This is a genomic window from Nonomuraea sp. NPDC050643 (assembly GCF_040654715.1).
Taxonomy (GTDB): domain Bacteria; phylum Actinomycetota; class Actinomycetes; order Streptosporangiales; family Streptosporangiaceae; genus Nonomuraea.
In genome coordinates this window covers 40,723-66,703 of the sequence record NZ_JBFAIM010000011.1, presented here as the reverse complement: position 1 = coordinate 66,703, position 25,981 = coordinate 40,723, and the positions used below count along the sequence as shown (strand labels likewise).

Annotated in this window: 23 protein-coding genes; 7 read left to right on the top strand and 16 right to left on the bottom strand. The window is 72.4% G+C overall.

Features of this window, described 5'->3' with window-relative positions; translation table 11 throughout:
• The first annotated feature begins 100 nt into the window (after positions 1-100).
• Positions 101-595 (top strand): anthrone oxygenase family protein, encoded by a 495-nt coding sequence (locus tag AB0I15_RS16390; RefSeq protein WP_358095433.1) that lies wholly within the window; start codon positions 101-103, stop codon positions 593-595.
• Positions 596-655: 60 nt separating this feature from the next.
• Positions 656-2,524, top strand: coding sequence for a BTAD domain-containing putative transcriptional regulator (locus tag AB0I15_RS16385; protein WP_358095431.1), 1,869 nt, complete (start codon positions 656-658; stop codon positions 2,522-2,524).
• An 8-nt stretch (positions 2,525-2,532) separates the two neighbouring features.
• Here the strand turns inward: AB0I15_RS16385 and AB0I15_RS16380 are convergent, their stop codons facing one another.
• From AB0I15_RS16380 to AB0I15_RS16360, 5 genes are read right to left on the bottom strand one after another with little or no spacing between them, the layout of a single operon-like run.
• On the bottom strand, positions 2,533-3,426 hold the full coding sequence (locus AB0I15_RS16380; RefSeq protein ID WP_358095429.1) for a polysaccharide deacetylase family protein: 894 nt from the start codon (positions 3,424-3,426) through the stop codon (positions 2,533-2,535).
• Complete coding sequence (locus AB0I15_RS16375) at positions 3,410-4,429, bottom strand: asparaginase (protein ID WP_358095427.1); 1,020 nt, start codon at positions 4,427-4,429, stop codon at positions 3,410-3,412. Before AB0I15_RS16375 ends, AB0I15_RS16380 begins: the two co-directional genes overlap by 17 nt.
• Positions 4,426-5,766 carry an MmgE/PrpD family protein gene (locus tag AB0I15_RS16370; RefSeq protein WP_358095425.1) on the bottom strand — a complete coding sequence of 447 codons (1,341 nt, stop codon included), beginning with the start codon at positions 5,764-5,766 and terminating at the stop codon, positions 4,426-4,428. The genes AB0I15_RS16375 and AB0I15_RS16370 overlap by 4 nt, the downstream gene beginning before the upstream one ends.
• A gap of 8 nt (positions 5,767-5,774) precedes the next feature.
• Complete coding sequence (locus tag AB0I15_RS16365) at positions 5,775-7,097, bottom strand: MFS transporter (protein WP_358095423.1); 1,323 nt, start codon at positions 7,095-7,097, stop codon at positions 5,775-5,777.
• On the bottom strand, positions 7,094-8,752 hold the full coding sequence (locus AB0I15_RS16360) for a thiamine pyrophosphate-binding protein (RefSeq protein WP_358095421.1): 1,659 nt from the start codon (positions 8,750-8,752) through the stop codon (positions 7,094-7,096). Before AB0I15_RS16360 ends, AB0I15_RS16365 begins: the two co-directional genes overlap by 4 nt.
• Before the next feature lie 179 nt (positions 8,753-8,931).
• On the opposite strand from AB0I15_RS16360, the gene AB0I15_RS16355 reads away from it, so the two are divergent.
• Together AB0I15_RS16355 and tcuA are read left to right on the top strand one after the other, a co-directional pair.
• Complete coding sequence (locus AB0I15_RS16355; protein WP_358095419.1) at positions 8,932-9,642, top strand: GntR family transcriptional regulator; 711 nt, start codon at positions 8,932-8,934, stop codon at positions 9,640-9,642.
• 33 nt (positions 9,643-9,675) lie between these two features.
• Positions 9,676-11,160 carry an FAD-dependent tricarballylate dehydrogenase TcuA gene (gene tcuA / locus AB0I15_RS16350; RefSeq protein ID WP_358095417.1) on the top strand — a complete coding sequence of 495 codons (1,485 nt, stop codon included), beginning with the start codon at positions 9,676-9,678 and terminating at the stop codon, positions 11,158-11,160.
• Positions 11,161-11,243: 83 nt separating this feature from the next.
• On the opposite strand, the gene AB0I15_RS16345 is transcribed toward tcuA, so the two are convergent.
• Both AB0I15_RS16345 and AB0I15_RS16340 read right to left on the bottom strand, forming a co-directional pair.
• Positions 11,244-11,705 (bottom strand): VOC family protein, encoded by a 462-nt coding sequence (locus AB0I15_RS16345; RefSeq protein ID WP_358095415.1) that lies wholly within the window; start codon positions 11,703-11,705, stop codon positions 11,244-11,246.
• The gene (locus tag AB0I15_RS16340) at positions 11,702-12,289 is read right to left on the bottom strand and encodes a DinB family protein (protein ID WP_358095413.1); all 588 of its coding nucleotides are present in this window, start codon (positions 12,287-12,289) and stop codon (positions 11,702-11,704) included. Before AB0I15_RS16340 ends, AB0I15_RS16345 begins: the two co-directional genes overlap by 4 nt.
• A gap of 62 nt (positions 12,290-12,351) precedes the next feature.
• Here AB0I15_RS16340 and AB0I15_RS16335 point away from each other — a divergent pair, with 62 nt between their 5' ends.
• Positions 12,352-13,350, top strand: a complete 999-nt coding sequence (locus AB0I15_RS16335) for a YafY family protein (protein WP_358095411.1) — start codon at positions 12,352-12,354, stop codon at positions 13,348-13,350.
• Positions 13,351-13,372: 22 nt separating this feature from the next.
• On the opposite strand, the gene AB0I15_RS16330 is transcribed toward AB0I15_RS16335, so the two are convergent.
• Complete coding sequence (locus tag AB0I15_RS16330) at positions 13,373-14,056, bottom strand: DUF4386 domain-containing protein (RefSeq protein ID WP_358095409.1); 684 nt, start codon at positions 14,054-14,056, stop codon at positions 13,373-13,375.
• 85 nt (positions 14,057-14,141) lie between these two features.
• Here AB0I15_RS16330 and AB0I15_RS16325 point away from each other — a divergent pair, with 85 nt between their 5' ends.
• A complete protein-coding gene (locus tag AB0I15_RS16325) occupies positions 14,142-14,825 on the top strand; it encodes a TetR/AcrR family transcriptional regulator (protein ID WP_358095407.1) in 684 nt (227 codons plus the stop codon).
• A gap of 11 nt (positions 14,826-14,836) precedes the next feature.
• Here the strand turns inward: AB0I15_RS16325 and AB0I15_RS16320 are convergent, their stop codons facing one another.
• The 7 genes from AB0I15_RS16320 to AB0I15_RS16290 all read right to left on the bottom strand — a co-directional run bounded on the left by AB0I15_RS16320 (position 14,837) and on the right by AB0I15_RS16290 (position 23,580).
• Positions 14,837-15,811: an oligopeptide/dipeptide ABC transporter ATP-binding protein gene (locus AB0I15_RS16320; RefSeq protein WP_358095405.1), complete on the bottom strand. Its 975-nt coding sequence runs from the start codon at positions 15,809-15,811 to the stop codon at positions 14,837-14,839.
• A 62-nt stretch (positions 15,812-15,873) separates the two neighbouring features.
• On the bottom strand, positions 15,874-16,875 hold the full coding sequence (locus AB0I15_RS16315) for an ABC transporter ATP-binding protein (protein ID WP_358095403.1): 1,002 nt from the start codon (positions 16,873-16,875) through the stop codon (positions 15,874-15,876).
• Positions 16,876-16,883: 8 nt separating this feature from the next.
• On the bottom strand, positions 16,884-17,765 hold the full coding sequence (locus AB0I15_RS16310; RefSeq protein WP_358095401.1) for an ABC transporter permease: 882 nt from the start codon (positions 17,763-17,765) through the stop codon (positions 16,884-16,886).
• A complete protein-coding gene (locus AB0I15_RS16305) occupies positions 17,731-18,660 on the bottom strand; it encodes an ABC transporter permease (RefSeq protein ID WP_358095399.1) in 930 nt (309 codons plus the stop codon). The genes AB0I15_RS16310 and AB0I15_RS16305 overlap by 35 nt, the downstream gene beginning before the upstream one ends.
• A gap of 9 nt (positions 18,661-18,669) precedes the next feature.
• Positions 18,670-20,256, bottom strand: a complete 1,587-nt coding sequence (locus tag AB0I15_RS16300; protein WP_358095397.1) for an ABC transporter substrate-binding protein — start codon at positions 20,254-20,256, stop codon at positions 18,670-18,672.
• Positions 20,257-20,383: 127 nt separating this feature from the next.
• Positions 20,384-21,838, bottom strand: a complete 1,455-nt coding sequence (locus AB0I15_RS16295; RefSeq protein WP_358095395.1) for an amidohydrolase family protein — start codon at positions 21,836-21,838, stop codon at positions 20,384-20,386.
• Positions 21,839-21,915: 77 nt separating this feature from the next.
• Positions 21,916-23,580, bottom strand: coding sequence for a helix-turn-helix domain-containing protein (locus AB0I15_RS16290; protein WP_358095393.1), 1,665 nt, complete (start codon positions 23,578-23,580; stop codon positions 21,916-21,918).
• 120 nt (positions 23,581-23,700) lie between these two features.
• On the opposite strand from AB0I15_RS16290, the gene AB0I15_RS16285 reads away from it, so the two are divergent.
• A complete protein-coding gene (locus tag AB0I15_RS16285) occupies positions 23,701-25,053 on the top strand; it encodes a M14 family zinc carboxypeptidase (protein WP_358095391.1) in 1,353 nt (450 codons plus the stop codon).
• A 6-nt stretch (positions 25,054-25,059) separates the two neighbouring features.
• Here the strand turns inward: AB0I15_RS16285 and AB0I15_RS16280 are convergent, their stop codons facing one another.
• Positions 25,060-25,956: a hypothetical protein gene (locus AB0I15_RS16280; RefSeq protein ID WP_358095389.1), complete on the bottom strand. Its 897-nt coding sequence runs from the start codon at positions 25,954-25,956 to the stop codon at positions 25,060-25,062.
• Between the last annotated feature and the right edge of the window lie 25 nt (positions 25,957-25,981).

The window sequence follows — 25,981 nt, the reverse complement described above, 5'->3', positions numbered from 1 at the left end:
TGAGAGACAGATTCGCGAAAGGCAGGCGAAAGAGGGCGGTGCAACAGTGGCCACAGAATTTCGGGGCCACAGAGTTTCCGGGCGAGCCGTGCGAGGAGGAATGGTGGACGGAATGCGGATCGCCGCGCTGATGATCGCCACGATGTCGACAGGACTTGTGGCCGGAGTGTTCGGCCTGTACGCGCACACGATCATGCCAGGGCTTGGGCGCACCGACGATCGGACCTTCGTGGGCGCGTTCCAGTCCATCGACCGGGCGATCATCAATCCGTGGTTCCTGGGCGGCGGTTTCTTCGGCGCCCTGGTGTTCGGCATTCTGGCCGCGGTGGCGCACATCGGCCGCGACGCCCTGACGTGGATCGTGGCCGCGCTCATCCTGTACGCGATCACGTTCGTGATCACGATCGCCGTCAACGTGCCGCTCAATGACGCGATCAAGGCGGCGGGGGACCCCGACCGCATCGACCTGGCCGCGGTCCGCGCGAGGTTCGGCGAGGCGCGGTGGGCGGGCTGGAACCTCGTCCGCGTGATCACCTCGACGACCGCGTTCGGCCTGCTGGCCTGGGCGCTCACGCTGTCCGGGAAGCAGAGCTAGCCGCGTTCGCCACCGGCGGCCGGCGACAGGAAACCAGACGATGGAGTGGTGTGCGGCCTCATGGAGATAGGCGACGGCCTGCGGTTCGGCGTGCTCGGCCAGCTCAAGATCGTCAAAGAGGGCGAGCCCGTCACCATCGCGGCGGCCAAACAACGGGTGGCACTGGCCGCGCTGCTGCTGCAACCGAACAGCCTGGTCACGAGGCATGAGCTGATCGATCGCATCTGGGCGAACGATCTCCCGGTCGATCCGTCGGCCTCCCTGCACACGCACGTGGCCCGGCTGCGGCGCGCGCTGTGCGGCGGGCGCGAGCTGATCAGGACGCACGACCTGGGCTACTCCATCCAGGTCACGGTGGAGACGCTCGACGTGCTGCGGTTCCGCCGCCTCGTCGAACTGGCCGCGGAGGCGAGAGCGCGGGACGACAGCAGGCTGGAGGCGCGGCTGCTGCGCGAAGGGCTGGCGCTGTGGCGCGGGCCCGCCCTGGCCGACGTCGCCTCGGAATCGCTGCACCGCGAGGTCGTGCCGCTGCTGGAGGAGGAGCGGCTGCGCGCCCAGGAACGCTGGTTCGAGCTGTCCATCAGGCTGGGTGCGCCCGTCGAGGTGATCCCGGACCTGCAGGCGGCCGTGGACGCGCATCCCACGAACGAACGGTTCTGGGCGCAGCTCATTCTCGCGCTGTCCCAGGGGGGACGTCAGGCGGAGGCGCTGGAGACGTACAGACGAGTCCGGGATCTGCTGCGCGCCAGGCTCGGCCTCGATCCGGGTCCGGAGATCCAGCAGGCTCACGAGCGCGTCAACGCGCCGTCGGCGACGCCGTCGCCCGGGGCGTTCCAGCAGGGCGCGGACGTCGTCGTACCGGCTGAGCTGCCCGCCGACACCGGCGCCTTCACCGGGCGGGCCGCCGAGACGCAGCACCTGTGCACGCGCATGACCCGCGGCCGGCAGCCGGCGATCTTCGCGATCACCGGCCTCGGCGGCGTGGGCAAGTCGGCGCTGGCCATCCACGCCGCGCACCAGCTCACCGACCATTTCCCCGACGGCCAGCTCTACGTGGACCTGCACGGCGCCACCACCGACATCGAGCCGCTGCCGCCCGTCGAGGTGCTCAGGCGGTTCCTGCGCTCCCTGGGCCTGGCGGAGTCGGCCGTGCCCGCCTCGGTCGAGGAGGCGGCGGCCCGGTTCCGGTCCCTGACGAGCGGCAAACGCATCCTGGTGGTGCTGGACAACGCCGGTGACGCGGAGCAGGTCCGCCCGCTCATTCCCGGAGGGCTCGGGTGCGGCGTGATCATCACGAGCCGGCGGACGCTCGCCCCGTTCGGCGGCGTCCTGCACCGCAGCCTCGACGTGCTCTGCGAGCGGGACGCCGCGCTGCTGCTGTCGCGCCTGGTCGGGCCGGAGCGGATCGAGGCGGAGGCCGAGGCCGCGACCGAGGTGGTGCGGTTGTGCGGAGGGCTGCCGCTGGCGCTGTGCATCGTGGCCGCGCGCCTGGCCGCCCGGCCGGCCTGGTCCGTCGCCGCGATGCGAGACCGGCTCACCAGCGAGCGGCACCGGCTGGCCGAGCTCCAGATGGGCGACCGCGCGGTGCGGGCCAGCTTCGAGATGAGCTACCGGGATCTCGCGAGAGACGGGGACGGCGCCGCCGCGCGACTGTTCCGGCTGCTGGGCACGTCCGACCGCGCCGACGTCGGTCCCGAGGCCGCCGCCGCCCTGACCGGCCTGCCCGTCGAACGCGCCGATGAGCTGCTGGAGATCCTGGTCGAGAGCCGCCTGCTGGAGCCGCTCGGCTCCGGCCGCTACCGCATGCACAGCCTGCTCCTGCTGTACGCCCGCGAGCGCGCCGAGACGCTCGGCCCCGCCCACGCCACGACCGCCCACCGCCGGTACGGCAGCAGGGAGGGCGGTCAGCCCGCCGGCTCGGTGGGATAGGCCGCGCTTCAGGCGGAGGGGAAGCGCTCCCGCCAGAAGTCCGCGATGGCGTCCCGTCCCGTGATCCAGACGTCGTCGCGCGCGCTGATCCGGTCGAGCACCCGGAGCAGGCCCGCCAGCCGGGCCGGCCGCCCGATGATCCTCGGGTGGAGCCCGATCGACATCATCCTCGGGTGCCGGACGCTCTCCGCGAGCAGGACGTCGAAGCAGTCGATGGCGTAGCGGGCGAAGTCGTCGGCCGTGAAGAACTGCCCCTTGTAGAACTTGGTGTCGTTGACGTCCAGCGAGTAGGGGACGATGAGGAACGGCCGCCCGTCGACCTGCTCCCAGTACGGCAGGTCGTCGCTGACCGAACCGGCGTCGTAGACGAGCCCGGCCCGCGCCAGCAGCGAGCGGGTGTGGACGGTGTTCGGCGGCCGGGTGAACCAGCCCCTGACGGGCCGGTGGGTGAGACGCTCCAGCGAGGCGACGCAGTCCTCGATGTTGCGGCGTTCCTCCTCGACGGTCATGCCGGTGTGCGGGATCCATCGGTAGCCGTGCCCGACCACGTCGCACCCCCGCTGGACGATGGCCTCGGTCACGGGCGCGTTCCGCTCCAGCGCCAGGGCCGAGGCGAACACGGTGGGCACGACGCCGTGATCGTCCAGCGCCTGGAGGATCCGCCAGATCCCGACGCGGGCGCCGTACTCGAAGGTCGACTCGGTGAAGAGTTCGCGCTCGCCGTCGGGGACGTCGTACTTCGCCTCGACCAGGGTCTCGCGGGCGGTGTCGCCGTCGAGCGCGTTGCGTTCCGCGCCCTCCTCGTAGTTGACCACGAAGTTGACGGCGAGCCGGGCGCCGTTCGGCCAGCTGAACTCCGGCGGATTCTGGCCATAGCCGATGAAGTCACGCGATTCGGTCATGGTCGGCTCCTTCATCGCCGGGTGGCGTCGTGGGTGAGGGGCGAGGAGGGAAGAGCTCCTCGGCGGACAGGCCGGCGGACAGGCCGAAGAGCAGCCGGAGCCGGGCCTTGGCCGGTGCCAGGGTCCGCGCAGCGAGCACTCCTTCGCCGAGCAGGTGTGTCTCCGATCCGGGGCCGCCGTAGGTCCGCCGCAGGATCGGGCCGTCGGCGCAGCGGCTGGCCAGGACGACGGGCCGCCCCGACCGCAGCACGCGGATGACCGCGTCGGCCAGCGCGGGGGACAGATGCCCGGCGCCGGTGCCCGCGACGACGAGCCCGGCCACGTCGTCGGCGATCGCGTCGATCAGCCTCCCGTCGGAGCCGGTCACCGCCACGACGAGCTCCACCTTCCGGTCCGGCGGAGCCGTGGCCGGCAGCCGGTCGGGCTCCGGCGGGGGGCCGAGCAGCAGCTCGACCTCGTCCTCGATCACGAACCCGACGGGACCGGCCGACGGGGAGGAGAACGCCGCCACCCGGGCGCTGTGCTGTTTGGCCACCAGCCGGGCCACGTGGATCTCGTCCTGGAACACCACGACCGGGCCGTATCGCGCCAGGGGCCGGTGCAGCGCCGCGACGACGGCGGCGACGAGGTTGGCCGGCCCGTCGGCGCCGGGGAGATGCGGGGCGCGCATGGCTCCGGTGACCACGACGGGGACGGCGGTGTCCACCAGCAGGGCCAGCGCGTACGCCGTCTCCTCCAGGGTGTCCGTGCCGTGCGTGATCACCACGCCGTCGGCGCCGCCGGCGATCTCGCGGCGTACGGCCCCGGCGAGCGTCCACATGTCGGCCGGCGTGACGGCCCGGCTGGACACGGTGCGCACGTCGGCCGTCCGGAGCTCGACCGGCAGGCCCGCGAGCAGGCTCGCGAGGTCGGCGGCTCCGTGGCGCGGCGTGGTCCCGCCCGCGGCGCGCTCGTTGGCGATGGTGCCTCCCATGGCCAGCAGGCTCACCACTGCCCTGGTCATCGCCCTCCCCCGGACGGGGCCGCCTCGAACAGGCCGGCGCAGTCGGCGATCGCCAGGAGCCCGTCGAGGCGTTCCCACCACGCGGCCGCCGTCCGCTGGTCGCCGACGAGCGTGGCGAACTTCTCCTGGTGCTCGGCCTCGGTGAGGGGACGCGTGTGGTGGCCGCGCGGATTCCGCACGGTCGCGGCCACGGAACCGTCACCGGTCACCACGCTCACCCGCGCCGGACCGGATTCCGGCCACTCGGCCTCGAACTCGGGCAGCACGCTCACCCGCACCTTCTCGGCCACGGCGGCGATCTCGGGGCGGAAGCCGAACGCCTCCACGTCGCTGCGGCCGAGGACGAGCGCCGTCGCCACCGCGTACGGCAGCGAGAACCGGCCGGACAGGTCGTTCGCGACCGGCTGCCGGTCGATCTTCAGGTTGACGGCCACCGTCTCGACCCGCACCTCGCGGATCTCCTCCGGGCTGACGGGCGCCAGGGCCAGCGCGGCCTCCACGGCGCTGTGCGACAGGGCGCAGGCGCTGTGGACCTTGAAGTAGTTGCGCGTGATGCCGAGATCGTCATGGCGCAACGGCCCGGTGAGCGCCGACGCGTCCGCCACTTCGCCCGCCACCTGGCCGAACGCCACCTCCAGCGCGCCGGCCGAGCCGGTGAACCCGGCGCGGGCCAGGGCGGAGGCGCGGACGCCGCTGTGCGCCGCGTGGCCGGTGTAGGCGTTGCGCGCCGTCGCGCCCTCGTAGCAGGACTGCCACACCGACAGCAGCGGGCTGGTCGCCGCGATTTCGGCCGCTGTCACCGGATCGGTCCCGTCGAGAAGTGCCACGGCGACCGCGGCGCCGACCGCGCCGATGTGCCCGTGCGGGTGGACGCCCTGCCGCAGGCGGTACGTGCGGAAGAGCCGGCTGCAGACCTCATACCCGGCGAGGACGGCTCGAACGAGGTCGGCGCCCGACGCGTGCGCCCGCTCGGCGACCGCCAGGGCCGCCGGGACCACGTGCATCCCGGGGTGGCCGGTGGGCCGCATGCCCTCGTCGAGTTCGAGGAACGTTCCCGCGGTCGCGTTGAGGAACGCGGCGTGCGCCGGGTGGGCCCTCCGGAGCGGGGTCGTGAGCACGGTCGCCGTGTGCCCCGCCCCGGCCCGATCGGCCGGGGTCACCAGCGCGTCGCGCTCGTCGAGGGCGGCCAGCGCGGTGATCTCCGGCGTCCTGGCCCCGGCGGCGGCGACCGCGACGGTGTCGGCGATGACGAGCCGGGCGCGGCGCAGCGTCTGCTCGGGGACGTGGGCGAGATCCAGCTCGCTCACTGTCCTGACGGCGGTTTCGATGCTGTTCACGGGCTTCCTCACCGTTCGAGGTCCAGGTGCCGGGTCTCACCGAGGGCCCGCACGGCGACGAGGCTGATGACCGTGACCAGCACCACGTAGGCGCCGACGGCGTACATGCCGAACGCGCCGAACAGGGCGATGGCGATGAACGGGGCCACCGCCGCGCCCATCAGCGAGCCGGCCTGGTTGGCGGCGGTGATGCCCGAGTAGCGGGTCGCGGTGGGGAACAGCTCCGCGAAGTAGACGCCGATCGGGGCGTAGGCGCAGCCCACGGGGAAGGCGAGCAGCGCGAGGCCGACGGCGAACAGGACGGGCGAGCCGGTCTCGATGAGGGCGATCGAGGGGAAGACGACGACGAGGATCCCGCAGAATCCCGTCAGCAGCGCCGTGCGCCTGCCCCGCTTGTCGGCCACCCCGGCGGACAGCCGCAGGCCGATGCTGTACGCACCCGAGGAGAGCAGCACCGCGGTGAGCGCCAGCGGCTGGCTGATCTTCAGCGGTCCGGTGGCGTGGGACAGCAGGAAGACGAAGGCGACGTAGAAGGTCGCGCTCACGGTCACGTACGCGAAGGTCGCGAGGACCACGGTGCGCCGTGACTCGCGCAGCAGGGTCGCGATCGGCAGGCGCGTGCCGGTCGTGCCCCCGGCCTTCTGCCCGGCCTTGAAGATCGGCGACTCGTCGATGCGCAGCCGCATCACCAGCCCGACCACGATCAGCACGGCACTGGACAGGAAGGGCAGCCGCCAGGCCCACTCCACGTAGGTCTCGTGCGGGACCAGGAGGGTCACGAGCAGCAGGACGGCCGTCGACAGGGCGAGACCGGCGGTGACGCCCTGCTGCGCCCAGCTCGACAGCCGGGCCCGCCGGCCGGGCGGCGCGAACTCGGTCGCCATCAGGACGGCGCCGCCCCACTCGCCGCCCACCGCGGCACCCTGGACGAAGCGGAGCAGGACCAGCAGGATCGGGGCCAGCGCTCCGGCCGTGGCATAGGTCGGCAGCAGGCCGACGAGCGTCGTGCTGAGACCCATCAGCAGCAGGGACGCGATCAGCGTCGTCTTGCGGCCGACCCGGTCGCCGTAGTGGGCGAAGATCAGGCCGCCGATCGGCCTGGCGACGAAGGCCACCGCGATGGTCGCGAACGAGGCGAGCGTCGCCGCGACCGGGGACATCGCGGGGAAGAACTGCGTGCCGAACACGAGCGTCGCGGTGCTCGCGTAGATGTAGAAGTCATACCACTCGATCGTGGTCCCGATGAACGCCGCCTTGGCGACCCGGGAGGCCTCTGCCGGAACCGGGGTTCCGCCGGCGTGGCCGCCGTCATTCACACCTGTCTGCGTCACCGTTGGTCTCCTTCAACATCCTGCGAGGTGCCTCGCAGCCGAGCGGCTATGTCGGCGAACGCCCGATTCTGGGCGTCCGGGTCGATGTGCACGTCGAAAAGGATCGGCCCTGTCTCGTCAGCCAGAAGCTGCGGCAGAAGGGCGAGATCCGACGCGCATCCGATGGAATGCGCCGGTATTCCGAATCCTCGGGCGATGCCCGCGATGTCCGGCCACGCGTGTTCGGACTCCGCGACGGGGAGGCCCTTGGCCCGGAGGCTGTGACGCTCCTGCCCATAGCCCCCGTCGTTCATGACCACCACGGTCAGCGGCAGACCGTAACGTCGGACCGTGGCGAGTTCGTTGAGGCTCATCATGAGGCACCCGTCGCCGAGCACCACCGTGACCCGCTCGCCCTCCCGGGCGAAGGCCGCGCCGATGCTCACGCCCAGGGCCTGGCCGATCGCGCCGAAGTCGTGGGTGAAGGCGTAGCGGCGGGGATCCCAGCTACGCAACGTCTGCTGGGCGTAGGAGCCGAAGTGACCGGCGTCGACGACCAGCAGGCGGTCTTCGGGCAGCGCGGCGTCGAGAGTGTCGACGACCTGCTGCGGGTGGACAGGTGAGGTGTCGCCCGCGAAGCCGGTCAGGGGGCTCTCCTCCGGGGGAGGAGCCCAGCCGGTGCGCGCGCCGGCGGCGGTCAGCCGGTCGCGCAGGGCGGCCACGGTCTTGGCGGCGTCACCGACGACGGCGACGTCCGGCCGCGTGTGCCTGCCCATCGCTTCCGCGTCGTGGTCGACCTGCACGATCACGCGGCCGGTCAGGCCGCCGTCGGTCGTCCACTGGTTCGCGGTGGCGCCCAGCACGAGGACGCAGTCGGCCTCCGCCAGCGCGCGGGAGGCGGCCTCGGCGCCGAGCCCGCCGGCCACGCCGAGGCTGCGGGGGTGGCGGGCGAGCAGCCCCTTGGCCTTGAGCGAGGTCGTGATCGGGGCTCCCAGCAGGTCGGCGAGCTCACCGACCGATGCCGCGTCGTCATCCGGCGGCACGCCGCGGCCGACGAGGATCACCGGCCTGCGCGCGGAGGTCAGCGCCGCCACGGCGGCCTCGACGGCCGCGGGATCCGGCGCGGGCCCGGCCGGTGGCCCGTCCGCCGGCCGGTAGGGCGCGGTGTCCGGGGACAGGGCGGCGAGCAGCACGTCGGTCGGGGCGTTCAGCACCGCGGGACCCTTGCCGAACCGGACGTGGCGGAACACCGCGCCGGTGTCGGCGTGCACCGTGTCAGGCCGGTGGAGGGGCCGGAAGAGGGCTCCCGTCGACCTGATGAACGACCGCTGATCGAAGCGCTGCGGGTGGTTCAGGTCTCCGGTCGGGGTGTCGGGGGCGATGAGGACGACGGGGGATCGGGCGGCCACGGCGGTCAGCAGCGACGTGGCCGTGTTGCTCAGCCCGGGGCCGTGGGTCACGCTCGCCACCCCGGGCCTGCCGGAGAAGCGGGCGTAGCCGTCGGCCATCGCGACCGCGCCCTGCTCGTGGCAGGCGTGCACCAGCTTGATGCGCCCGGTCATCGAGATCCTGGTGAGCAGGTCCAGGTTTCCGTCGCCCATCAGCGCGAAGACCACCTCTGTGCCTTCGGCGATCAGTGCTGCCGTGACGGCGTCCACAACCGTTCTGTCTTGCATGGGATGCGACTGTACTCGACCGTATTCATAACCACAAGGATTGGCTTCCGGCCGCCTTTCAAGCTGTCTAACAGGGTAAATGCTTCGGTCAAGGCTCGGCATCGCCGATCTGAGGCTCGCGTCCGAAGTATGGAAGACGGACTTGGAGTACGACGGGATGCACATGTATTCTGAGAGGCATGGACGAACCCCAGGCGGCTCGTGCCGACGCGTCGGAGATCACCCTCCCCGGCACCAGGCCCATCGCCGACGAGCTGTACGAATACCTGCGGCACGCGATCACCCGCGGCGAGTTGCCCGCGGGCGTGCGGGTGGTCGAGGGCGACATCGCGGCGCGGGCCAACGTGAGCCGCACGCCGGCGGGGCAGGCGCTACGCCGCCTCCAGTCCGACGGCCTGCTGCGCGCGTCGCAGCACGGGCTGCTCGTCAACGAGCTCTCCGCGGACGAGCTGTCCGAGACGTGCACCGTCCGCGACTCGCTGGAGGCGTTGGCCGCCAGGCTCGCCGCCTCCACCCGCACCGATCTCGACCTGGCGCTCATGGAGGAGCTCACCGAGCGGTTCGAGGCGGCCATGGGCGGCGACGTCGCCGAGATCGTCGAGCTCAACCACGCCTTCCACGACGCGGTGTGGGACGCGGCGCGCAACTCCTTCCTCAGGCGTTCCCTGCAGCAGACCCGCTCTCTGATCGAACGCCTGAACTCCACCACGCTCAGCTCGGAGGCCCGCCAGAAGCAGGCCCTCGCCGAGCACCGGGAGATCCTCGCGGCGATCGCCGCCCGCGACGCCGACACGGCGGAGAGGGTCACCCTGCAGCACTTTCACAAGGCGACGGCCATCCGGATCCTCTCCAAGCGAGTCCAGACGCGGGCGAATCCGACCACCGGCTGACCCATCCCACCACGACCAGGAGGATCTTCATTCATGGATGACCACGCGGACGTGATCGTCGTCGGCACCGGCAACGCGGGGTTCTGCGCCGCGCACGCGGCTGCCGAGCGCGGCGCGCGTGTCCTGATGCTCGAGAAGGGGCCGGCGGCGGCGATCGGCGGTAACACCTACTTCACCGCCGGCGCGATCCGCACCACCTATCAGGACCTCGGTGACCTCGTGGGCGTCATCGACGACCCCGACGAGCGCCTGCCGCACACCGACCTCGACCCCTACGGCCCCGCCGACTTCGCGGCGGACATGCGCCGGGTGACGCTCGGGCGGTGTGATCCCGAGCTGACCGACGCGATGGTGCACGGCATCGAGAACACCGTGCGGTGGATGCACGGCCACGGAGTGCGTTTCCGCCTGCAGTACGAGCGCCAGGCCTACGAGGTGGACGACCGCTTCCGGTTCTGGGGCGGCCTGCCGCTGGCGACCGTCGGCGGCGGGAAGGGGCTGGTGGCGCAGCACCTGGCGGCGGCGGAGCGGGCCGGGGTGCGGATCCTCTGTGACACCGCCGTCGACCGCATCCTGCGCGATGCCGACGGGCGCGTGGTCGGTGTGGGGGCGGGCGAGGCGGAGTTCCGGGCGGGCGCCGTGGTGCTGGCCGCCGGAGGGTTCCAGGCCAGCAGGATGCTGCGCGCCCAGTATCTCGGGCCCAACTGGGATCTCGCCAAGGTGCGCGGCACCCCGTACAACACGGGGAGCGTGCTCACGGCCGCGCTGCGGGCGGGCGCGCAGGCGGCGGGTCACTGGAGCGGCTGCCACGCCGTGGCATGGGACGCCAACGCGCCGGAGAGCGGCGACGTCGAGCTCACGAACCGGTTCACCAAGCAGTCCTATCCGCTGAGCATCGTGGTCAACGCGGCGGGCCGGCGCTTCCTCGACGAGGGGGCCGAGATCCGCAACTACACCTACGCCAAGTACGGCGCGGAGATCCTGCGCCAGCCGGGCGCCCTGGCGTTCCAGCTCTTCGACGCGAAGACGACACCGCTGCTGCGCGAGGCCGAGTACGAAGCCCCCGGCGTCTCCCGCTTCCAGGCCGACTCGATCGCCGAGCTCGCCGAACTGGCCGGCATCGACGTCGCCGGTCTGACCGCCACCGTCGAGGAGTACAACGCGGCCACCCGCCCCGGCCCGTTCAACCCGGCGGTCAAGGACGGGCTCGGCACGACCGGGCTCACCCCGCCGAAGAGCAACTGGGCCCAGCCGCTCGATCAGCCTCCCTACCTCGCGTTCGCCGTGACCTGCGGCATCACGTTCACCTTCGGGGGCGTGAAGATCGACACCTCCGGCCGCGTCATCGACGAGGCCGGCGAGGTGACCCCCGGGTTGTTCGCCGCCGGGGAGATGGCGGGCGGGCTGTTCTTCCACAACTACCCCGGGGGGAGCGGCCTGGCCGCCGGCTCCGTGTTCGGCCGCCGGGCGGGCGCCGAGGCCGCCGCGCTCGCGTCGACCGGAGTCCTGGCCTCCTGAGAGACCTCCCGCCGATCCCCCCACACCGCCGCACGGCCCCCACGGGCCGTGCGGCGGCGTGCGTCCCGCCACAACGGGCCGGGTCAGTCCAGGCAGAACTCGTTGCCCTCGGGGTCGGTCATCACGATGAAGCCGCCGCTCATCGGGGGATCGGGCTCGTGGCGGCGGACCCGCGTCGCCCCCAGCGCCACGAGCCGGGCGCACTCGGCGTCCAGCGCCGCCATCCGCTCGTCCCCCTGCAGCCCGGGGGCCGCGCGGACGTCGAGGTGGACGCGGTTCTTGGCGACCTTGTCCTCCGGCACCTGCTGGAAGAACAGCCGTGGGCCGTGGCCGTCCGGGTCCTCGACGGCCGAGTTCGAGTTGCGCCGCTCCTCCGGCACGCCGGCCCGCGCGAGGAAGTCGTCCCACGCGGCCAGCGGGTCGGCGCCCTCGGGCAGGTCGACCCCGGGTGGGGCGGGGTGGACGTAGCCCAGGGCGTCGCGCCAGAAGGACGACAGCGCCCGCGGGTCGTGGGCGTCGAAGGTGACCTGGATGTGGCGGCTCATACGGTCTCTCCGTTCGTGGCGGCTTTCGTGTGCCGGTAGAGGTCGCGCAGCAGGCAGACCTCGGACAGATGGTGGATCAGCTCGCGGTGGATGTGCAGCACCAGGTCCGCCATGGGCGCCTCGGGATAGGGCTCCTTCTCGCCGACCGGGACCGGGAGCCCGGCCTCGCCGAGGCCGCGCACCCCGGCCAGCCAGACGTCGAGCTGGGCCTCGAGCTGGTCGAGCGCGGTGGCGGCGGTGCCAGCGTATTCCCACGTCTCGTACGACGCCGCAGGCGCGCCGAAGTGCGCCGCGTTGCGCGCGGCGAGCACGCCGACGATGACGTGGCCGAGGCGCCAGGCGATCGTGGTGAAGGCCGCCGGGACCGGCTCGGGGATGGCGTAGTCGATCGTGAAGTCCCCGGCGCCGACCTGCACGGGCGCCGTCGAGCGGCCGCGCGGCCGCACGCTCCAGGCGTCCGGCGTCGGCGACCAGAAGTACTCGTTGTCGGTCAGGCCGTCGAGCCGGGCTCGGAGCTGATGGTTCCAATGGAACTCCCACTGCTCGCGCAGCGTCCGGTTCCAGTCGAGTGCGTTCGCGTCCATGCGGCCACGCTGACACCCCTAGCGGACAGGATCGGTCCGCTATCTCTGGCAGGGTGGGTGGCATGGACGGGGCGAGCGGTGACGAATGGGGCACGACGGAACGGGTGCTCACCCTGCTCGGGCTGCTGCAGCAGCGGCAGGTCTGGACCGGCCCCGAGCTCGCCGACCGGCTCGGGGTCACGCCGCGCACGGTGCGGCGCGACGTCGAGCGGCTGCGCACGCTCGGCTATCCGGTGCACGCCAGTCAGGGCGTCGGCGGCGGCTACCAACTCGGCCCGGGGCAGGATCTGCCGCCGCTGCTGCTCGACGACGAGGAGGCGATCGTCACCGCGGTCTCGCTGCTCGCCGGCGCGGGCGGCGCGGTCGCCGGCGCCGCCGACGCCGCGCTCCGGGCGCTGACCAAGCTCGACCGGGTGCTGCCCACCCGGTTGCGACACGAGGTGGGGGCGCTCTCCGACTCGGTGGAGTCCTTCGGCGGCGGCCGCACGCCGGTCGCCGCCGACGTGCTCATGACGCTGGCCAGGGCCTGCCGCGACGAGGTCGAGGCCGGCTTCGACTACCCCTCGGGGAACGAGGTACGACGGCGGCGGGTCGAGCCCTACCGCCTGGTGGCCTCCGACCGCCGCTGGTACCTCCTCGCCTACGACCTCGACCGCGACGACTGGCGCAGCTTCCGCGTCGACCGGATGACCGGGGTGTCCGCACGGACCTGGCACTTCCGCCCGCGCCCGGCGCCCGACGCGGCGGCGTACGTGCAGGAGAGCGTGGCGAGCCGGGTCTACCCGCACCAGGCGCGTTTCCTCGTGCACGCGCCGGCCGGCACGGTGCGCGCGCAGATCCCGGCGTCGGCGGCCGTCGTACGAGAGCGGGGGAGCGGGCGCTGCGAGGTGCTCAGCGGCGCAGGCAGCCTCGACTTCGTGCTCATGCACGTGCTCCTGCTGGGGCACGACTTCCGGGTGCTCGACCCGCCGGAGCTCGCCGGCCGCTGCCGCACACTGGCGGAGCGGCTGCTGGCGGCCGGCGCGACGAGCCCACCGGCACCGGACACGGAGGAGTCATGAGCCGGGCGGGAGGCGGCGCGCCTCACGCGGGCACCGCCTGAGGCAGCCCGTCAAGGGCCCGCTCGGGCTCGGGGAATCCCCGTACGACGAGCAGCACGCCGACCCCGACCTCGAAAAGGGCGCCGGGGACCAGCAGGGCCGGCCCGAGACCGGAGCCGAGGATCCCGAGGACCGTCTCGACCAGGAAGAGCAGGTATCCGGCCAGGCCCAGCACGGCCAGGGGCCGGGGGACCAGCCGCGCCCGGAGCAGGACCCGGCAGAACAGCAGGCCGCCCAGGCACAGGGACATCATCCCGATCTGGTAGCCGTAGAAGTTGCCCTCCTTCGCGACGCGGGCCAGCGCCGCGAGCCCCGGGGCGCCGCCGGCGTACTCCCTCGAGAGAGGGATCAGCGACAGCAGGAAGACGACCCCCACGGCCAGCGCCATCGCCTCGATCACCCGGGCCACCAGGTACGCGTGGGCGGAGATCTCGCCGCCGCCGCGCCTGAGGACCGGCAGCGCCAGCACCCCGATGCCGGCCACGGCCACCGAGTTGAGCAGCATCAGCACGGCCCCCGCCGCGATCTCCCCCTGGTGCCCGGCGGCCGTGGCCAGGATGTCGGCGGTGCCCGTGCCGGAGTCCACCAGCATGCTGCCGCCGAGGTAGAAGACGTAGGCCAGCAGGAACAGCGCTCCGACGGTCCGGCCGGCGGCTCTCGTGGACATGGCTTCCTCCCGGGTCGGGCATCTTCGTACTTAGTAAGACGCACGCTATAGTACTAAGTACGAAGATGCTAGGGTCGAAGCCGAGATGCCCAAGCCAGCCAGTGACAGCCCGAGGGAGCGCACTCCGCTCAGCCGCGAGCGGGTGCTGCGCGGCGCCGTCGCGGTCGCCGACGCTCAGGGGATCGCGGCCCTGACGATCCGCTCCCTCGCCCAGGAGCTCGGCGTCAGGCCGATGTCCGTCTACCACTACGTCAACGGCAAGGACGACATCCTCGACGGCATCGTCGACCTCGTCTTCGCGGAGATCGACCTACCGGCCGTCGGCGGCGACTGGCGGGCGGAGATAGGCCGGCGCGCCGCCTCGACCCGCGAGGTGCTCAGGCGTCATCCGTGGGCGATCGCGCTCATGGAGTCGCGGGCCACGCCGGGCCCCGCCACCCTCCGGCAGCACGACTCGATCATCGGCCTGCTGCGGGGCGCCGGCTTCTCGGTGGAGCTGACAGCCCACGCCTACGCGCTGCTCGACAGCTACGTCTACGGATTCGCGCTCCAGGAGGCCTCGCTGCCCTTCGACGGCCCCGACGGCGCCGCCGAGGTCACCGAGCCGATCGTGGCCCACCTCCCTGCCGACGAATACCCCCACCTCGTCGAGATGGCCTCCGCCCACATCCTCAAGCCCGGCTACGACTTCGGCGACGAGTTCGCCTACGGGCTCGACCTGATCCTCGACGGCCTCGAATCGCGGGCCGCCGCCGGGCGCCGCCCCTGACGGGCGCCGGCTCAGGAGCGGTCGGCCAGGTGGCAGGCCACCAGATGGCCCGCCCCGCCGACCGGGTCGAGCCCCGGCACCGACGCGGAGCAACCGTCGACGGCCTTCCAGCAACGCGGGTGGAACGAGCAGCCGGACGGCGGGTCCACCGGGCTGGGCGGCTCACCCTCGAGGACGATCTCCTGGCGGGTGCCCCGCAGCGCCGGGTCCGGCACGGGCGCCGCCGACAGCAGGGCCTGCGTGTACGGGTGCGCGGCCGACTCGTACACCTCCGCCTCGGTGCCGAGCTCGACCACCTTGCCCAGGTACATCACGGCCACCCGGTCGGCGAGATGCTGCACCACGCTCAGGTCGTGCGCGATGAACACGTAGGCCAGCGAGAACGCCTCCCGCAACTGCTCCAGCAGGTTGACGATCTGCGCCTGGACCGAGACGTCGAGCGCCGACACCGGCTCGTCGCACACCAGCACCTCGGGCCGCAGCGCCAGGGCGCGGGCGATGCCCACCCGCTGCCGCTGCCCGCCGGAGAGCTGGTGCGGGTAGCGGTCGCCGTGGTCGGGGTTGAGGCCGACCGCGTCGAGCAACTCGCGCACCATCCGATCGCGCGCCCCGCGCGGAGCCAGGTCGGGATTGACGTCGTACGGCTCCCGCACGGTGTCGGCGACCGTCATCCGCGGATCGAGCGAGGTGTAAGGGTCCTGGAAGATGAGCTGGATGTGCCGCCTGGCCCGGCGCAGCTCCCCGCCGCGCAGATCGTGCATGGACCGGCCGAGCACGGTGACCTCCCCCGACGTGGGCCGGTCGTGCGCGGTGAGCAGCTTGGCCAGGGTGGACTTGCCGCACCCCGACTCGCCGACGATGCCGAGCGTCTCGCCCTTGCGCAGTTCGAGGCTCACCCCGTCGACGGCCTTGAGCACGCCCACGGTCCGCCGCAGGACGCCTGACCTGACCGGGAAGTGCCTGACCAGGTCGCGCACCTCCAGCACCGTCTCCGTCCCAGTGCCCGTCCCAGTGCCCGTCCCAGTGCCCGTGCCAGTGCCCGTGCCCGTCATGGGGTCGCCACCCGCTTCCACTCGTGGCAGGCGGCGAGCCTGCCTGGTCCGACCGCGAGCGCCGGGGGCGCCTGCTCACACGCTTCGACGCCGTACCCGCAGCGGGGGCGGAACCGGCAGCCGCCGTCCGGCCCGGTCAGGTCGGGCGGCGCGCCGGGGATGACCGCCAGCCGCCGCCCGCGCAGCTCCGGCCGGGGGATCGCGCCCAGCAGCGCCTCGGTGTACGGGTGCGCGGGCCCGGCGTACACCTCGGCCGCGCCGCCCTGCTCCACCACCCGCCCCGCGTACATGACGGCGACCCGATCGGCGACGTCGGCGACGAGGCCCATGTCGTGGGTGATGAGGACCAGCGCGGTGCCGTGCTCGCGCTGGATCTCGCGGAGCAGCCGGATGATCTGCGCCTGCACGGTCACGTCGAGCGCGGTCGTCGGCTCGTCGGCGATGATCACCTGCGGGTTCAGCGCGATCGCCAGCCCGATGCCCACCCGCTGGCGCATGCCGCCGGAGAACTGGTGCGGGTAGTCGCGCGCCCGCCGGGCGGCGGCCGGGATGCGGACGAGGTCGAGCACCTCGACCGCCCGCTTGTGCGCCTCCTTGCGGGACAGCCCGCGATGGGCGCGGAACAGCTCGGCGATCTGGTAGCCGACGCTGAGCACCGGGTTGAGCGCCGACAGCGCGTCCTGGAAGACCATGGCGATCGTGGTGGCCCGCAGCCGCCGCCTGGACTCCTCCGGCAGCGTGAGCAGGTCGACCCCGCGCAGTTTCACCGAGCCCGCGGTGACCGTGCCGCGCGGCGGGCGGACCAGCCCCATGATCGCGCGGGCCGTCACACTCTTGCCGCTGCCCGACTCGCCGAGCACGGCCAGGGTCCGGCCGCCGTCCACCGCGTAGTCGACGCCGTTGACCACCTGGGCCCGGCCGAAGCGAACGTGCAGATCGGACACCGACAGCAGCGGCGCGGAGGCGTCGTAGCCGGGCAGCGATTCCAGTGAGCTCATGGCGGCACCTAGCGCAGTCGGGGGTCGAAGGCGTCGCGCAGGGCGTCGCCGAGCAGCACGAAGCTGAACACGGTCACGGTCAGGAAGATCGACGGGAAGATCAGCAGGTGCGGGGCGGTGAGGAAGTACTGCTGGGCGGTGTTGAGCTGCACACCCCACGAGATCGCCGGCGTCTGCAGCCCGACGCCGAGGAAGGTGAGCGCCGACTCCGAGGCGATCACGCCGCCGATGTTGAGCCCGGTGAGCACGGCGACGGGTCCGAAGGAGTTGGGCAGCACGTGGCGCAGCAGGATCCGCGAGGTGCCGGAGCCCACGCCGCGGGCGGCGGCGACGTACTCGCTGGTCGCCACGGCCAGGACGGAGCCGCGCATGACGCGGGCCAGGGCCGGCCACCCGAAGAGGATCAGCACGGCCGAGACGGTCAGCTCGTTGTGGGTGCTGGCCGCCTGCAGGATGACGATCATCCCGACGAGCGACGGGAACCCGAAGAACACGTCCATGACCCGGCTGATCAGCGCGTCCGCCCAGCCCCTGAAGTAGCCGGCCAGGCCGCCGAGCACGACCGCGATCAGCATCATCCCGGCGGTGACGAGCAGCGCGATGAGCACCGACGACCGCGCGCCGTACACCACGTTGCTGTACAGGTCGCAGCCCTGGATGTCGAAGCCGAACGGGTGCCCGGGCGCGGGCGGCAGGCCGCTGTCGACCAGGGCGCAGCGCCGCGGGTCGCCGGCGCCGAACCAGCCCGCGAAGAGCTGCGGCACCGCCGCCATCGCACAGATGACCAGCGCCACCGCGCTGGAGACGGCGAACGCCGGGCGCCGGAGCAGCTCGCGCCAGAGGCCGTGCCGCGGCTCAGCCGAGGCGGATACGAGGGTCGAGGATGCCATAGAGCAGATCCACCAAGAGGTTCACCAGCAGGAAGACGAGGACGAGCAGGGTTCCCACGCCGACGACGACCGGCCCGTCGTGCTGCGGGATCGCCGTGAAGATCTGGTAGCCGAGGCCGGGCAGGTTGAAGATCCCCTCGATGAGGACGGTGCCGCTGAGCAGGTAGCCGAGGCTCACCCCGAGCAGCGACACCACGGGGATCAGCGAGTTGCGCAGGATGTGCCGGAGCACGACGGCCCGCCTGGCCAGGCCCTTGGCGGTCGCCGTGTCCACGTGGTCGGCGCTCAGGTTGTCGAGCACGCTGGTCCGGGTCAGCCGCGCCACCTGCGGCAGGCTGTACAGCGCGAGCACCATCCCGGGCAGGATGTACGCCAGCGGCCACCCGGCCTCGGTGCCCGAGACCGGCAGCCAGCCGAGATCGACCCCCACCACGATCTGCGCGACGTAGGCGACCACGAAGAACGGCACGCCCATGATGACCGTGGTGCCGCCGAGCACGGCGGCGTCGGCCAGTTTGCCGCGCTGGAGCCCGGCCACGGTCCCGAGCAGCACGCCCAGGACCGCCATGAACAGCCAGGCCGTCACACCGAGCTGGAACGTCACCGGCCAGCTCCCCGCGATGACCTCCGAGACGGGCCGGCCGGTGAAGCTCGTCCCCAGGTCCCCGGAGAGCAGGCCCTTGAGGTAGAGGCCGTACTGCACGACCAGGGGGTCGTCCAGGTGGAACCGCTCGCGCAGCGCCTGCTCGACCGAGGGCGACAGTATCCGGTTGGGGCCGGCCAGCGCCTGGATCGGATCCCCCGGCAGGGCGTAGACCGCCAGGTAGATGATGAAGGTGGTGCCCAGCAGCACGGGCACCGCCATGAGCAGCCGGTGGACGGCGTACCTCCCCATGAGGTCGCCTCAGCCGACCTTGACCGCGGCGAGCACCACACCGCCGAGGAACTCCGGCTTCACCTCGCTGACCTTGGCCGAGTAGGCCAGGCCCCCGACCGGCTGGAAGAGCGGCGTGAGCGGCAGCCCGTCGAGGGCGACCTTGGCCGCCTGCTTGGTCAGGCCGAGCGCCTCGTCCTGGCTCGCGCTCGCGGCCTTGTCCATCAGGGACGCGAACTCGGGGCTGTCGTAGCCGGTCACGTTGGCGCCTGAGCCCTTGGTGAAGAGCTGGTCGGCCAGCGCGTACAGGTGCGGGTAGCCGGCGCCCATGTAGAGCAGGACCGGGCCGTCGATCTTCTTGGCCGTCATGTTGGGGTAGAGCTGGTCCACGGGCTGGGCCTGCGTCGTGACCGCCTCGATGCCGAGGTTGGCGCGGAGCTGGTTGCCCACGGCCTCCAGGATCACCGTGTTCAGCGGGTCCTGGAACGTCCACAGCTTCAGCGGCCCCTCCCATCCGCCGGCCTCGGCGAGCAGCGCCTTGGCCCTGACCGGGTCGTAGGAGCAGGTGGCGCAGTCGGGGTCGCCGCCCCCGGGGACGCTCGCCCCCGCCAGCCCCTTGGCGGGCTGGCCGAAGCCGCGCAGCAGCGACTTCACGATGGTCTCGCGGTCGATGGCCTGCGCGAACGCCTGCCGGACCTTGATGTCGGAGAAGCGCTTGTCGTAGAGCGGGAAGCCCAGGTAGACGACCGCCGGGTACGGGACCTGGACCAGCCGGTCCTTGAACCGGGCCGCCGCGTCGGTCAGGTTGTTGCCGGTCACCAGCGCGACGTCGAGGCTGCCCGCCTGGAGGTCGCGGTAGGCGGCGGCCTCGTCCTGGTACGACTTCGCCTCGATCGTGACCGCGTTGCCCGGCTGCCCCTTGTACTGGTCGAACCTGCGCAGCACGACCTTCGTCACCCCAGCGGCCAGGCCGTCGCCCTCCATCTTGTACGGCCCGTTGCCGATCGGCTTGCGGTCGAAGCCGTCGAGGTCGGAGAAGGCCGCCTTCGGCATGGGCGCGAACGCGGTCTGGGCCAGCACGTACGGCAGGAGCGAGAGCGGCTTGGTCAGGGTGACCTTCAGCGTGGACTGGTCGACCACCTCGACCCCCGACAGCGTCTTCTTCGACGGCTTGCCGTCGGTGGGGTTGAGGTCGGCGTAGCCCTTGAAGGCGGCGAACATGAAGTTGTTGGTGTAGGCGTTGGGCCCGTACGCGGTGGCGTTCCACGAGTCGGCGAACGACTGCGCGGTGACGGCCTCGCCGTTGTGGAACGTCCAGCCGGACTTGAGCTTGATCGTCCAGTTGGCGCCGTCGGTGGACTCGATCGTGTCCGCCACGGCGTTCACGGCCTTGCCGGTCTTCGTGTCGACGCTGGTCAGCGGCGTGAACAGGGCGTAGTCGATGTTGCTGGCGACCGACTTGCCGGGCATGAAGTGGGACAGGAAATAGGTGGTCACGCCCACCGAGAAGGACTTCTCCGCCTGTGGGACGGACTTGCCGGAGTCGCCGGCGCAGGCCGTCAGCGTGACGGCCAGCGCGCTCGCGACGGCGGCCCCGAATGCTCTTTTGACCGACATTCGCTGACACCTCCGAGTTTTGCTTGGGGTTGAGCGTGCCATAGCACCGCCGGACCCATCATTGTTGGAATGGTTCAACCCAGCGGTGTGGCTTTGTCTGCTGGGACAGGCTGGTCAACCGGGTGTTTCAGAGCTGTTGCCGGTGTGTCCACCGGCCGCCGAGCAGTGTGCCGAGCACCTCGATGCCGCGCAGCGCGGCCGGATCGAGGTCCGCGGGATCCACGGCGGTGATCATCAGGTCGGCCGCGTCGCCCGGCCGCACACCGTGCCGCCCGCGACCGGCCGAGGCGAGCGCGGCCGGCAGCGGCAGCGCCTGCTCGGGGTGCCACGGCGGCTGCTCGTCGTCGGTCCTGAAGATCGCCGACGCGATCCCGTCCCAGGGGTCGAGCGGCGCCACCGGGGCGTCGGAGCCGAGTTCGAGCCGGGCGCCGGCGGCGAGCAGGTCGCCGTAGGCGAAGGCGCGGTGGGTGCGGCCGTGCCAGTGCCGGTCGGCCACCTCCCGGTCGTCCGGCGCGTGCGCCGGCTGGACGCTCGCGACCAGCCCCGGCCGGGCGAACCTGGCGAAGTCGGCGGGCCGCAGGAGCTGCGCGTGCTCGATCCGGCCGGGGCAGCCGATCCGCTCGAACGCGTCCAGGGCCAGGCTCGCGGCCAGGTCGCCGATCGCGTGCACGGCCGGCTGGACGCCGTGCTCATGCGCCAGGCTCATCGTGGCGAAGAGGTCGTCGGGCGAGGTCTCCAGCAGGCCGCTCCCGCCGGTGCCGGGGTAGGGGTCGTCGCAGTACGCCGTCCTGGTGTTGAGCGACCCGTCCACGAACATCTTCACCGGCCCCACCTCCAGCAGGCCGCCCGAGCCCGCCACCGGATCCCCGGTACGCAGGCCGCGCTCGATGGCCTCGGCCAGCCTGTCCTTGGGGATCGAGCAGGCCACCCGCAGGTCCACCCGGTGCTCGCGGACCCTGCGGCCCCAGTCGGTGACGTTGTCGGCGTACTCGAAGTCGAGCACGCCGACCACGCCGCGGGCCGCCGCGGCCGTGGCCGCCTCGGCCACCCAGCGGTCCAGCTCCCGCTCCGGCGGCAGCGGCATCTCGGTCATCACGATGTGGCACTCGCGCTCGCGCAGCACGCCCGTCGGGTGCGCGCCCCGGCCGACGGCGGCCAGCGCGGCGGGGCTGAACCAGCCGGTGTGCAGGTCGTTGCTGAACAGCGCGACCTGTCTGCCGGGCGCGGCCGCCTCCAGCAGCGACTTGTGCGGCTCGTCCGGCCACAGGCCGTCGCGGAAGCCGTAGCCGGTGGTGAAGCCGTTGCCGTCGGCGAAGCCCTCGTGACCGAGCACGAGCTCGACCGCCTCGCGGGCGGAACGGGCGGCGCTGACGTCCACCCTGCGCCTGGTCTGCGCCCACTGCGACATGTGCACATGGGCGTCCCACAGGCCGGGAAGAAGCGTGCCGCCCCGCACGTCCACCGACTCGTCGGCGGGCGGCGTCTCCGTGCTCACCTCCGTGACCCGGCCATCGGTGATCAAGACATTGCGGATCGGGCCGCGCGAGCCGATCCGCGCGTTGCGCAGCAGCAGTGAGGACATGCGACGACGCTAAGCGGCCGGGCCGAGGGCGCTCATCGTCGAAAGCGGACGTATCGCCCGGCGCTCGTTGTCGTCCGCTACAGCTCCCCGCGCAGGTGGAGCAGGCGGAGCTGGAGCCAGATCACCAGCCGTTCCGTGGGATCGCCGAGGTCGACGTCGAACAGCGTCTGCAGCCGGCGGATGCGGTAGCGCAGCGTGTTCTCGTGTACGGACAGCTCGGCCGCCGCCTTGGCCGCCTCCCCGAAGGCGTCGAAATAGGCCAGCAGCGTGACGGAGTGGGTGGTGGAGTGGGCCCGGTCGTAGTCGAGCATCCGGCGCACCGGGTTCAGCAGCCGGCCGTCCGCCACTCCGCCATGCTCGGCCAGGTCGAGCAGGGCGACGCGGCTGCGTACCTGCTCGTCGGTGGCGACGGCCACGGACGCGTGCGCGGTCTCGGCGAGCACGCGCAGCACCCGCTCGGCCAGCCGGCTGGAGGACGGCACCTCCCCGAGCCCTTCGACCACGGGGCCGATGCCCGCGTGCAGGCTGAGCCGCGTGGACTTGCGCACGGCGCCGGCCGCGTCGGTCGCGACGCGGATCAGCCGCGCCGCCGGCGTCCCCGGCGGGACGGGCAGCAGGGCGTAGACCCGGCCCCAGGCGGTCGTGCACACGGCCTGCGGATGCCAGGCCTCGCAGCTCAGGCTGATCAGGTCGGCGATGTTGGCCAGCGCGGTGCCCGGCTCGGTGCCCGGTTCGGACAGCGCGGCGGCGGGCGCGAAGGCGACGATCGTCACGGGCGAGCCGACCGGCAGACTGAGCCGCACGGCCGCCGCCGATTCGCTGATCGTGCCGTCGAGCAGGGCGCGCAGCGTCTCCGAGCTGTGCCAGCGCTGCGGGTTGCTGGGATTGCGGGCGCGCAGCAGGTGCAGCGCCGCGAGGCGGCCCGCGTCCTCGAGCACCCGCATGGCGTCCGGGACCACCGGCGGCTCCCCGTCGAGCACCCAGATGAACCCGAGCAACTGGGCGCCCGCGCGGACCGCCGTCGCCAGGCGCCGCATGTGGCCCTGTCCGAGGCTGTCGAAGCGCACGGGCCCGCCGGCCCTGAAGACATGGGTGTACTCGCTGCGGTTGGTCGGCCGCTGGGGCGTCCTGCGCCCGAGGATGCCCAGCCTGCGGATCTCGTCGATCTCCTGGCCGGGCACGTTGGAGTAGCCGAGCACGTTGCCTTGCGGATCTTCGATGGTGGTGGCCCCGCCGATCGTCGCGGCGATGGCGTTGGCCAGCGCGAACAGGTCGCCGATCGCCACCGACGAGTACGTGGTCGCCGCCGCCCCCGGCCCCGAGATCGCCGCGGTCAGCAACGCGTCGAGCTGCCGCCACGGGATCCGCTGCGGGGCGATGAGCAGCGCGATGCCCGCCGCCTTCGCCGTGTCGATGAGCGGGCTCAGGTCCGCGCCCCTGTCCTTGACGACCACGGCGTGGTAGCCGAGCCGGGCCGCCTGGAGCACCAGGTCGTGGGTGTCCTCGCCGGCCACCCGCGAGCCCACGGCGAGCAGGACGCAGCCCGGCCGCTCGTCGAGCGGGTCGTCGGGGTCGTGCACGATGGGCTCGCCCAGCGCCAGTGGCTCGCCGTCGGGCGCGTAGGCGGCGGTGAGCACGTGGCTGCCCAGGGTTTCGAGGACCTGGCTCAGCGGCGGGTGGTACGGGGTCGAGATCGAGCCGTCATGCATCGGACCATCAGGGACGAGGTCGGATACCGACATTCGACTCCTTAGTGCGACAGCGGAGCTCCATTCAACCATTGACGGTTGCCACAAGGACCGGTCCATGACGTTGGGACGTGCCACGATGTCCCCCGGCGCGAACCATGTGCACACTGGAACGTGCTTGACACCCTCACCGCAGAACTCGACACCGTTCCCGACTTCGACCGCTTCGCGACCGTTGACGAGGTCCACGAGAGCCTCACCCGGCTGGCGGACGCCCACCCCGAGGTGGCCTCGCTCCGCCGCATCGGCACCTCCCGACTCGGCGACCCGCTGCTCTGCCTGACCGTGGGTGACGGGCCCCGCCACGCCATCGTGGCCGCCGGGCCGCACCCGAACGAGCCGATCGGCGGCCTGACCGTCACGCACCTCGCCACCCGTCTGTGCGCGGACGCGGAGCTGCGCCGCTCGGCCGGCTACACCTGGCACATCGTGGGCTGCCTCGACGTGGACGGGACCCGGCTCAACGAGGGCTGGTTCGCCGGGCCGTTCACCCGGGCGCACTACGGCAGGCACTTCTACCGGCCGGCCGGGGACGAGCAGGTCGAATGGACGTTCCCGTTCGCGTACAAGCGGGCGTACTTCGACCGTGTGCTGCCCGAGACGCTGGCGCTGATGCGGCTGATCGACGACACCCGCCCGACGTTCGTGACCACGCTGCACAACGGCGAGTCCGGCGGCGTCTTCTACTACCTGAACCGGCCCGAGCCAGCGCTGCAGGCGGTGCTCAAGTCGCTGCCCGGCAGGTACGGCGTCCCGCTGCACGCGGGGGAGCCCGAGCACCCCTCGGTCAAGCAACTGGAGCAGGCCGTCTACCTGGCTCCCACCATGGAGGACGCCTACGACTACATCGAGGCGCTCGGCCAGGACCCCACGGAGCACATCGGCGGCGCCGCCAGCGACTCCTACATCAAGAAGTACGGCGCGCTGGGGCTGACGGCCGAGGTGCCCTACTGGACCGACCCCTCCGCCGGTGACACGACGCCGACCGACCGCAGCTACCGTGACCTGCTGATCTCGCACGCCGCGGACCTCCAGGCCACCTCCACCGTCCTGGACGGCGTGCTGTCGGCGGTGTCGGACGAGCTGGTCACCCGCTCGCCCTTCGTCCGCGCGAGCCGGGCCTTCATCCCGATGATCGCCGGGATGGCGGTCACCGACCAGAGCCGGGCCAGCGCCCCGGAGAACGAGCGGCCCGCCACGGTCGCCGAGGCGTTCTCCTGCCGGGACACGCTGCACAGCATGCGGCTCCGGTTCGGGGGCATGCTGCTGCGGGCGCTGGAGGGCGAGCTCGCGGTGGGCAACGGCACGCCCGCCATCCGGGCGCGGGCGCGGGCGCTGTCGGAGACGTACGACGGCTGGTGCGCCGAGGCGGAGGCGGGGGCGTCCAGCCAGACGATCCCGATCGGCCACCTGGTCGCCATCCAGTACGGCGGCATCCTGGCAGGCGCCCGCCACGCGGCCTCCTGACCCGCGTCAGGGGACCGGCGTCTTCGGGATCTGCACGATCTCCGTGGAGGAGCGCAGGACCCCCGACCCGGAGACGGCCGATCCGTCGTTCTCCTTCCACAGGTAGAAGTGGTGACGGCCGGCGGGGACGGCCGTCCACTCATGGTGCTGCCAGGAGCCGCAGCGGAACCGGGCGGTCTCGCCCTCGGGCCGCAGGGCGACGAAGAACTCCGTCATGCCCGGCGAGCAGGGGATGTTGGCCCAGATCTCGATGTCGCCGCCGGCCGCCTGGGTCCACTGGCGGGACTCGACGTTCATGAGCATGCGCTTGACGTCCCAGGTGAAGCCGTTGACCGCCGACACGGCGGGCGGGCTCTCGCCGCCCGCGGCGTTCACCGGCCCGCTCTCGCGCGTCGCCAGCCACCAGAGCCCGGCGCCGGCCACGGCCACCGCCGCGAGGCTCGCCGCGACGATCGCCGCGACCAGTCGCGCGCGGCCGGTCCGGCGCGGTGGTGGCGGCGGTGGTTCCGCGTCGGCGAGTTCCCGCCAGCGCCGTTCCCACGGCTCCGGATCCTCCCCGCAGGCCACGACGTAGGCCCGGACGAAGTCCAGCGGCGGCAGCACGTTCGGCGTCAGCCGGCGCGAAACGGTGCTGGAGTGGTAGCTCATGCGGCGCCCGATCTCCTGCAGGGACCGGCCGCCGCGTAATCGGCGTAGATCGTCGACGAAGACCGGCACGGGCCCCGACTCCCGGTCGATCGGCTGGTCCTTGCGTCCGCTCCGGCTCATCGGGCTCCTCCGGCCGTTGTTGCCTTTGTTGCCGCCTTTGGTGCGCAGCTCACAAGGGGTGACGCGGCAGATCGCGCCGAGCAGCCTGAAGGACAGGCGGGACGGTCGCGCCACCCGGAAGCTCTCCGAACTCATGCTCTCGGGGCGGGGCCGTCCCGTC

What these genes read in the sequence shown, in the direction of transcription:
- AB0I15_RS16360 (WP_358095421.1), bottom strand. Translation starts at nt 8,752, where the DNA reads ATGCAAGACAGAACGGTTGTGGACGCCGTCACGGCAGCACTGATCGCC.
- AB0I15_RS16385 (WP_358095431.1), top strand. Translation starts at nt 656, where the DNA reads ATGGAGATAGGCGACGGCCTGCGGTTCGGCGTGCTCGGCCAGCTCAAG.
- AB0I15_RS16290 (WP_358095393.1), bottom strand. Translation starts at nt 23,580, where the DNA reads ATGTCGGTATCCGACCTCGTCCCTGATGGTCCGATGCATGACGGCTCG.
- AB0I15_RS16315 (WP_358095403.1), bottom strand. Translation starts at nt 16,875, where the DNA reads ATGAGCTCACTGGAATCGCTGCCCGGCTACGACGCCTCCGCGCCGCTG.
- AB0I15_RS16355 (WP_358095419.1), top strand. Translation starts at nt 8,932, where the DNA reads ATGGACGAACCCCAGGCGGCTCGTGCCGACGCGTCGGAGATCACCCTC.
- AB0I15_RS16305 (WP_358095399.1), bottom strand. Translation starts at nt 18,660, where the DNA reads ATGGGGAGGTACGCCGTCCACCGGCTGCTCATGGCGGTGCCCGTGCTG.
- AB0I15_RS16375 (WP_358095427.1), bottom strand. Translation starts at nt 4,429, where the DNA reads ATGACCAGGGCAGTGGTGAGCCTGCTGGCCATGGGAGGCACCATCGCC.
- AB0I15_RS16310 (WP_358095401.1), bottom strand. Translation starts at nt 17,765, where the DNA reads ATGGCATCCTCGACCCTCGTATCCGCCTCGGCTGAGCCGCGGCACGGC.
- AB0I15_RS16280 (WP_358095389.1), bottom strand. Translation starts at nt 25,956, where the DNA reads ATGAGTTCGGAGAGCTTCCGGGTGGCGCGACCGTCCCGCCTGTCCTTC.
- AB0I15_RS16330 (WP_358095409.1), bottom strand. Translation starts at nt 14,056, where the DNA reads ATGTCCACGAGAGCCGCCGGCCGGACCGTCGGAGCGCTGTTCCTGCTG.
- tcuA (WP_358095417.1), top strand. Translation starts at nt 9,676, where the DNA reads ATGGATGACCACGCGGACGTGATCGTCGTCGGCACCGGCAACGCGGGG.
- AB0I15_RS16335 (WP_358095411.1), top strand. Translation starts at nt 12,352, where the DNA reads ATGGACGGGGCGAGCGGTGACGAATGGGGCACGACGGAACGGGTGCTC.
- AB0I15_RS16340 (WP_358095413.1), bottom strand. Translation starts at nt 12,289, where the DNA reads ATGGACGCGAACGCACTCGACTGGAACCGGACGCTGCGCGAGCAGTGG.
- AB0I15_RS16345 (WP_358095415.1), bottom strand. Translation starts at nt 11,705, where the DNA reads ATGAGCCGCCACATCCAGGTCACCTTCGACGCCCACGACCCGCGGGCG.
- AB0I15_RS16300 (WP_358095397.1), bottom strand. Translation starts at nt 20,256, where the DNA reads ATGTCGGTCAAAAGAGCATTCGGGGCCGCCGTCGCGAGCGCGCTGGCC.
- AB0I15_RS16380 (WP_358095429.1), bottom strand. Translation starts at nt 3,426, where the DNA reads ATGACCGAATCGCGTGACTTCATCGGCTATGGCCAGAATCCGCCGGAG.
- AB0I15_RS16295 (WP_358095395.1), bottom strand. Translation starts at nt 21,838, where the DNA reads ATGTCCTCACTGCTGCTGCGCAACGCGCGGATCGGCTCGCGCGGCCCG.
- AB0I15_RS16390 (WP_358095433.1), top strand. Translation starts at nt 101, where the DNA reads ATGGTGGACGGAATGCGGATCGCCGCGCTGATGATCGCCACGATGTCG.
- AB0I15_RS16325 (WP_358095407.1), top strand. Translation starts at nt 14,142, where the DNA reads ATGCCCAAGCCAGCCAGTGACAGCCCGAGGGAGCGCACTCCGCTCAGC.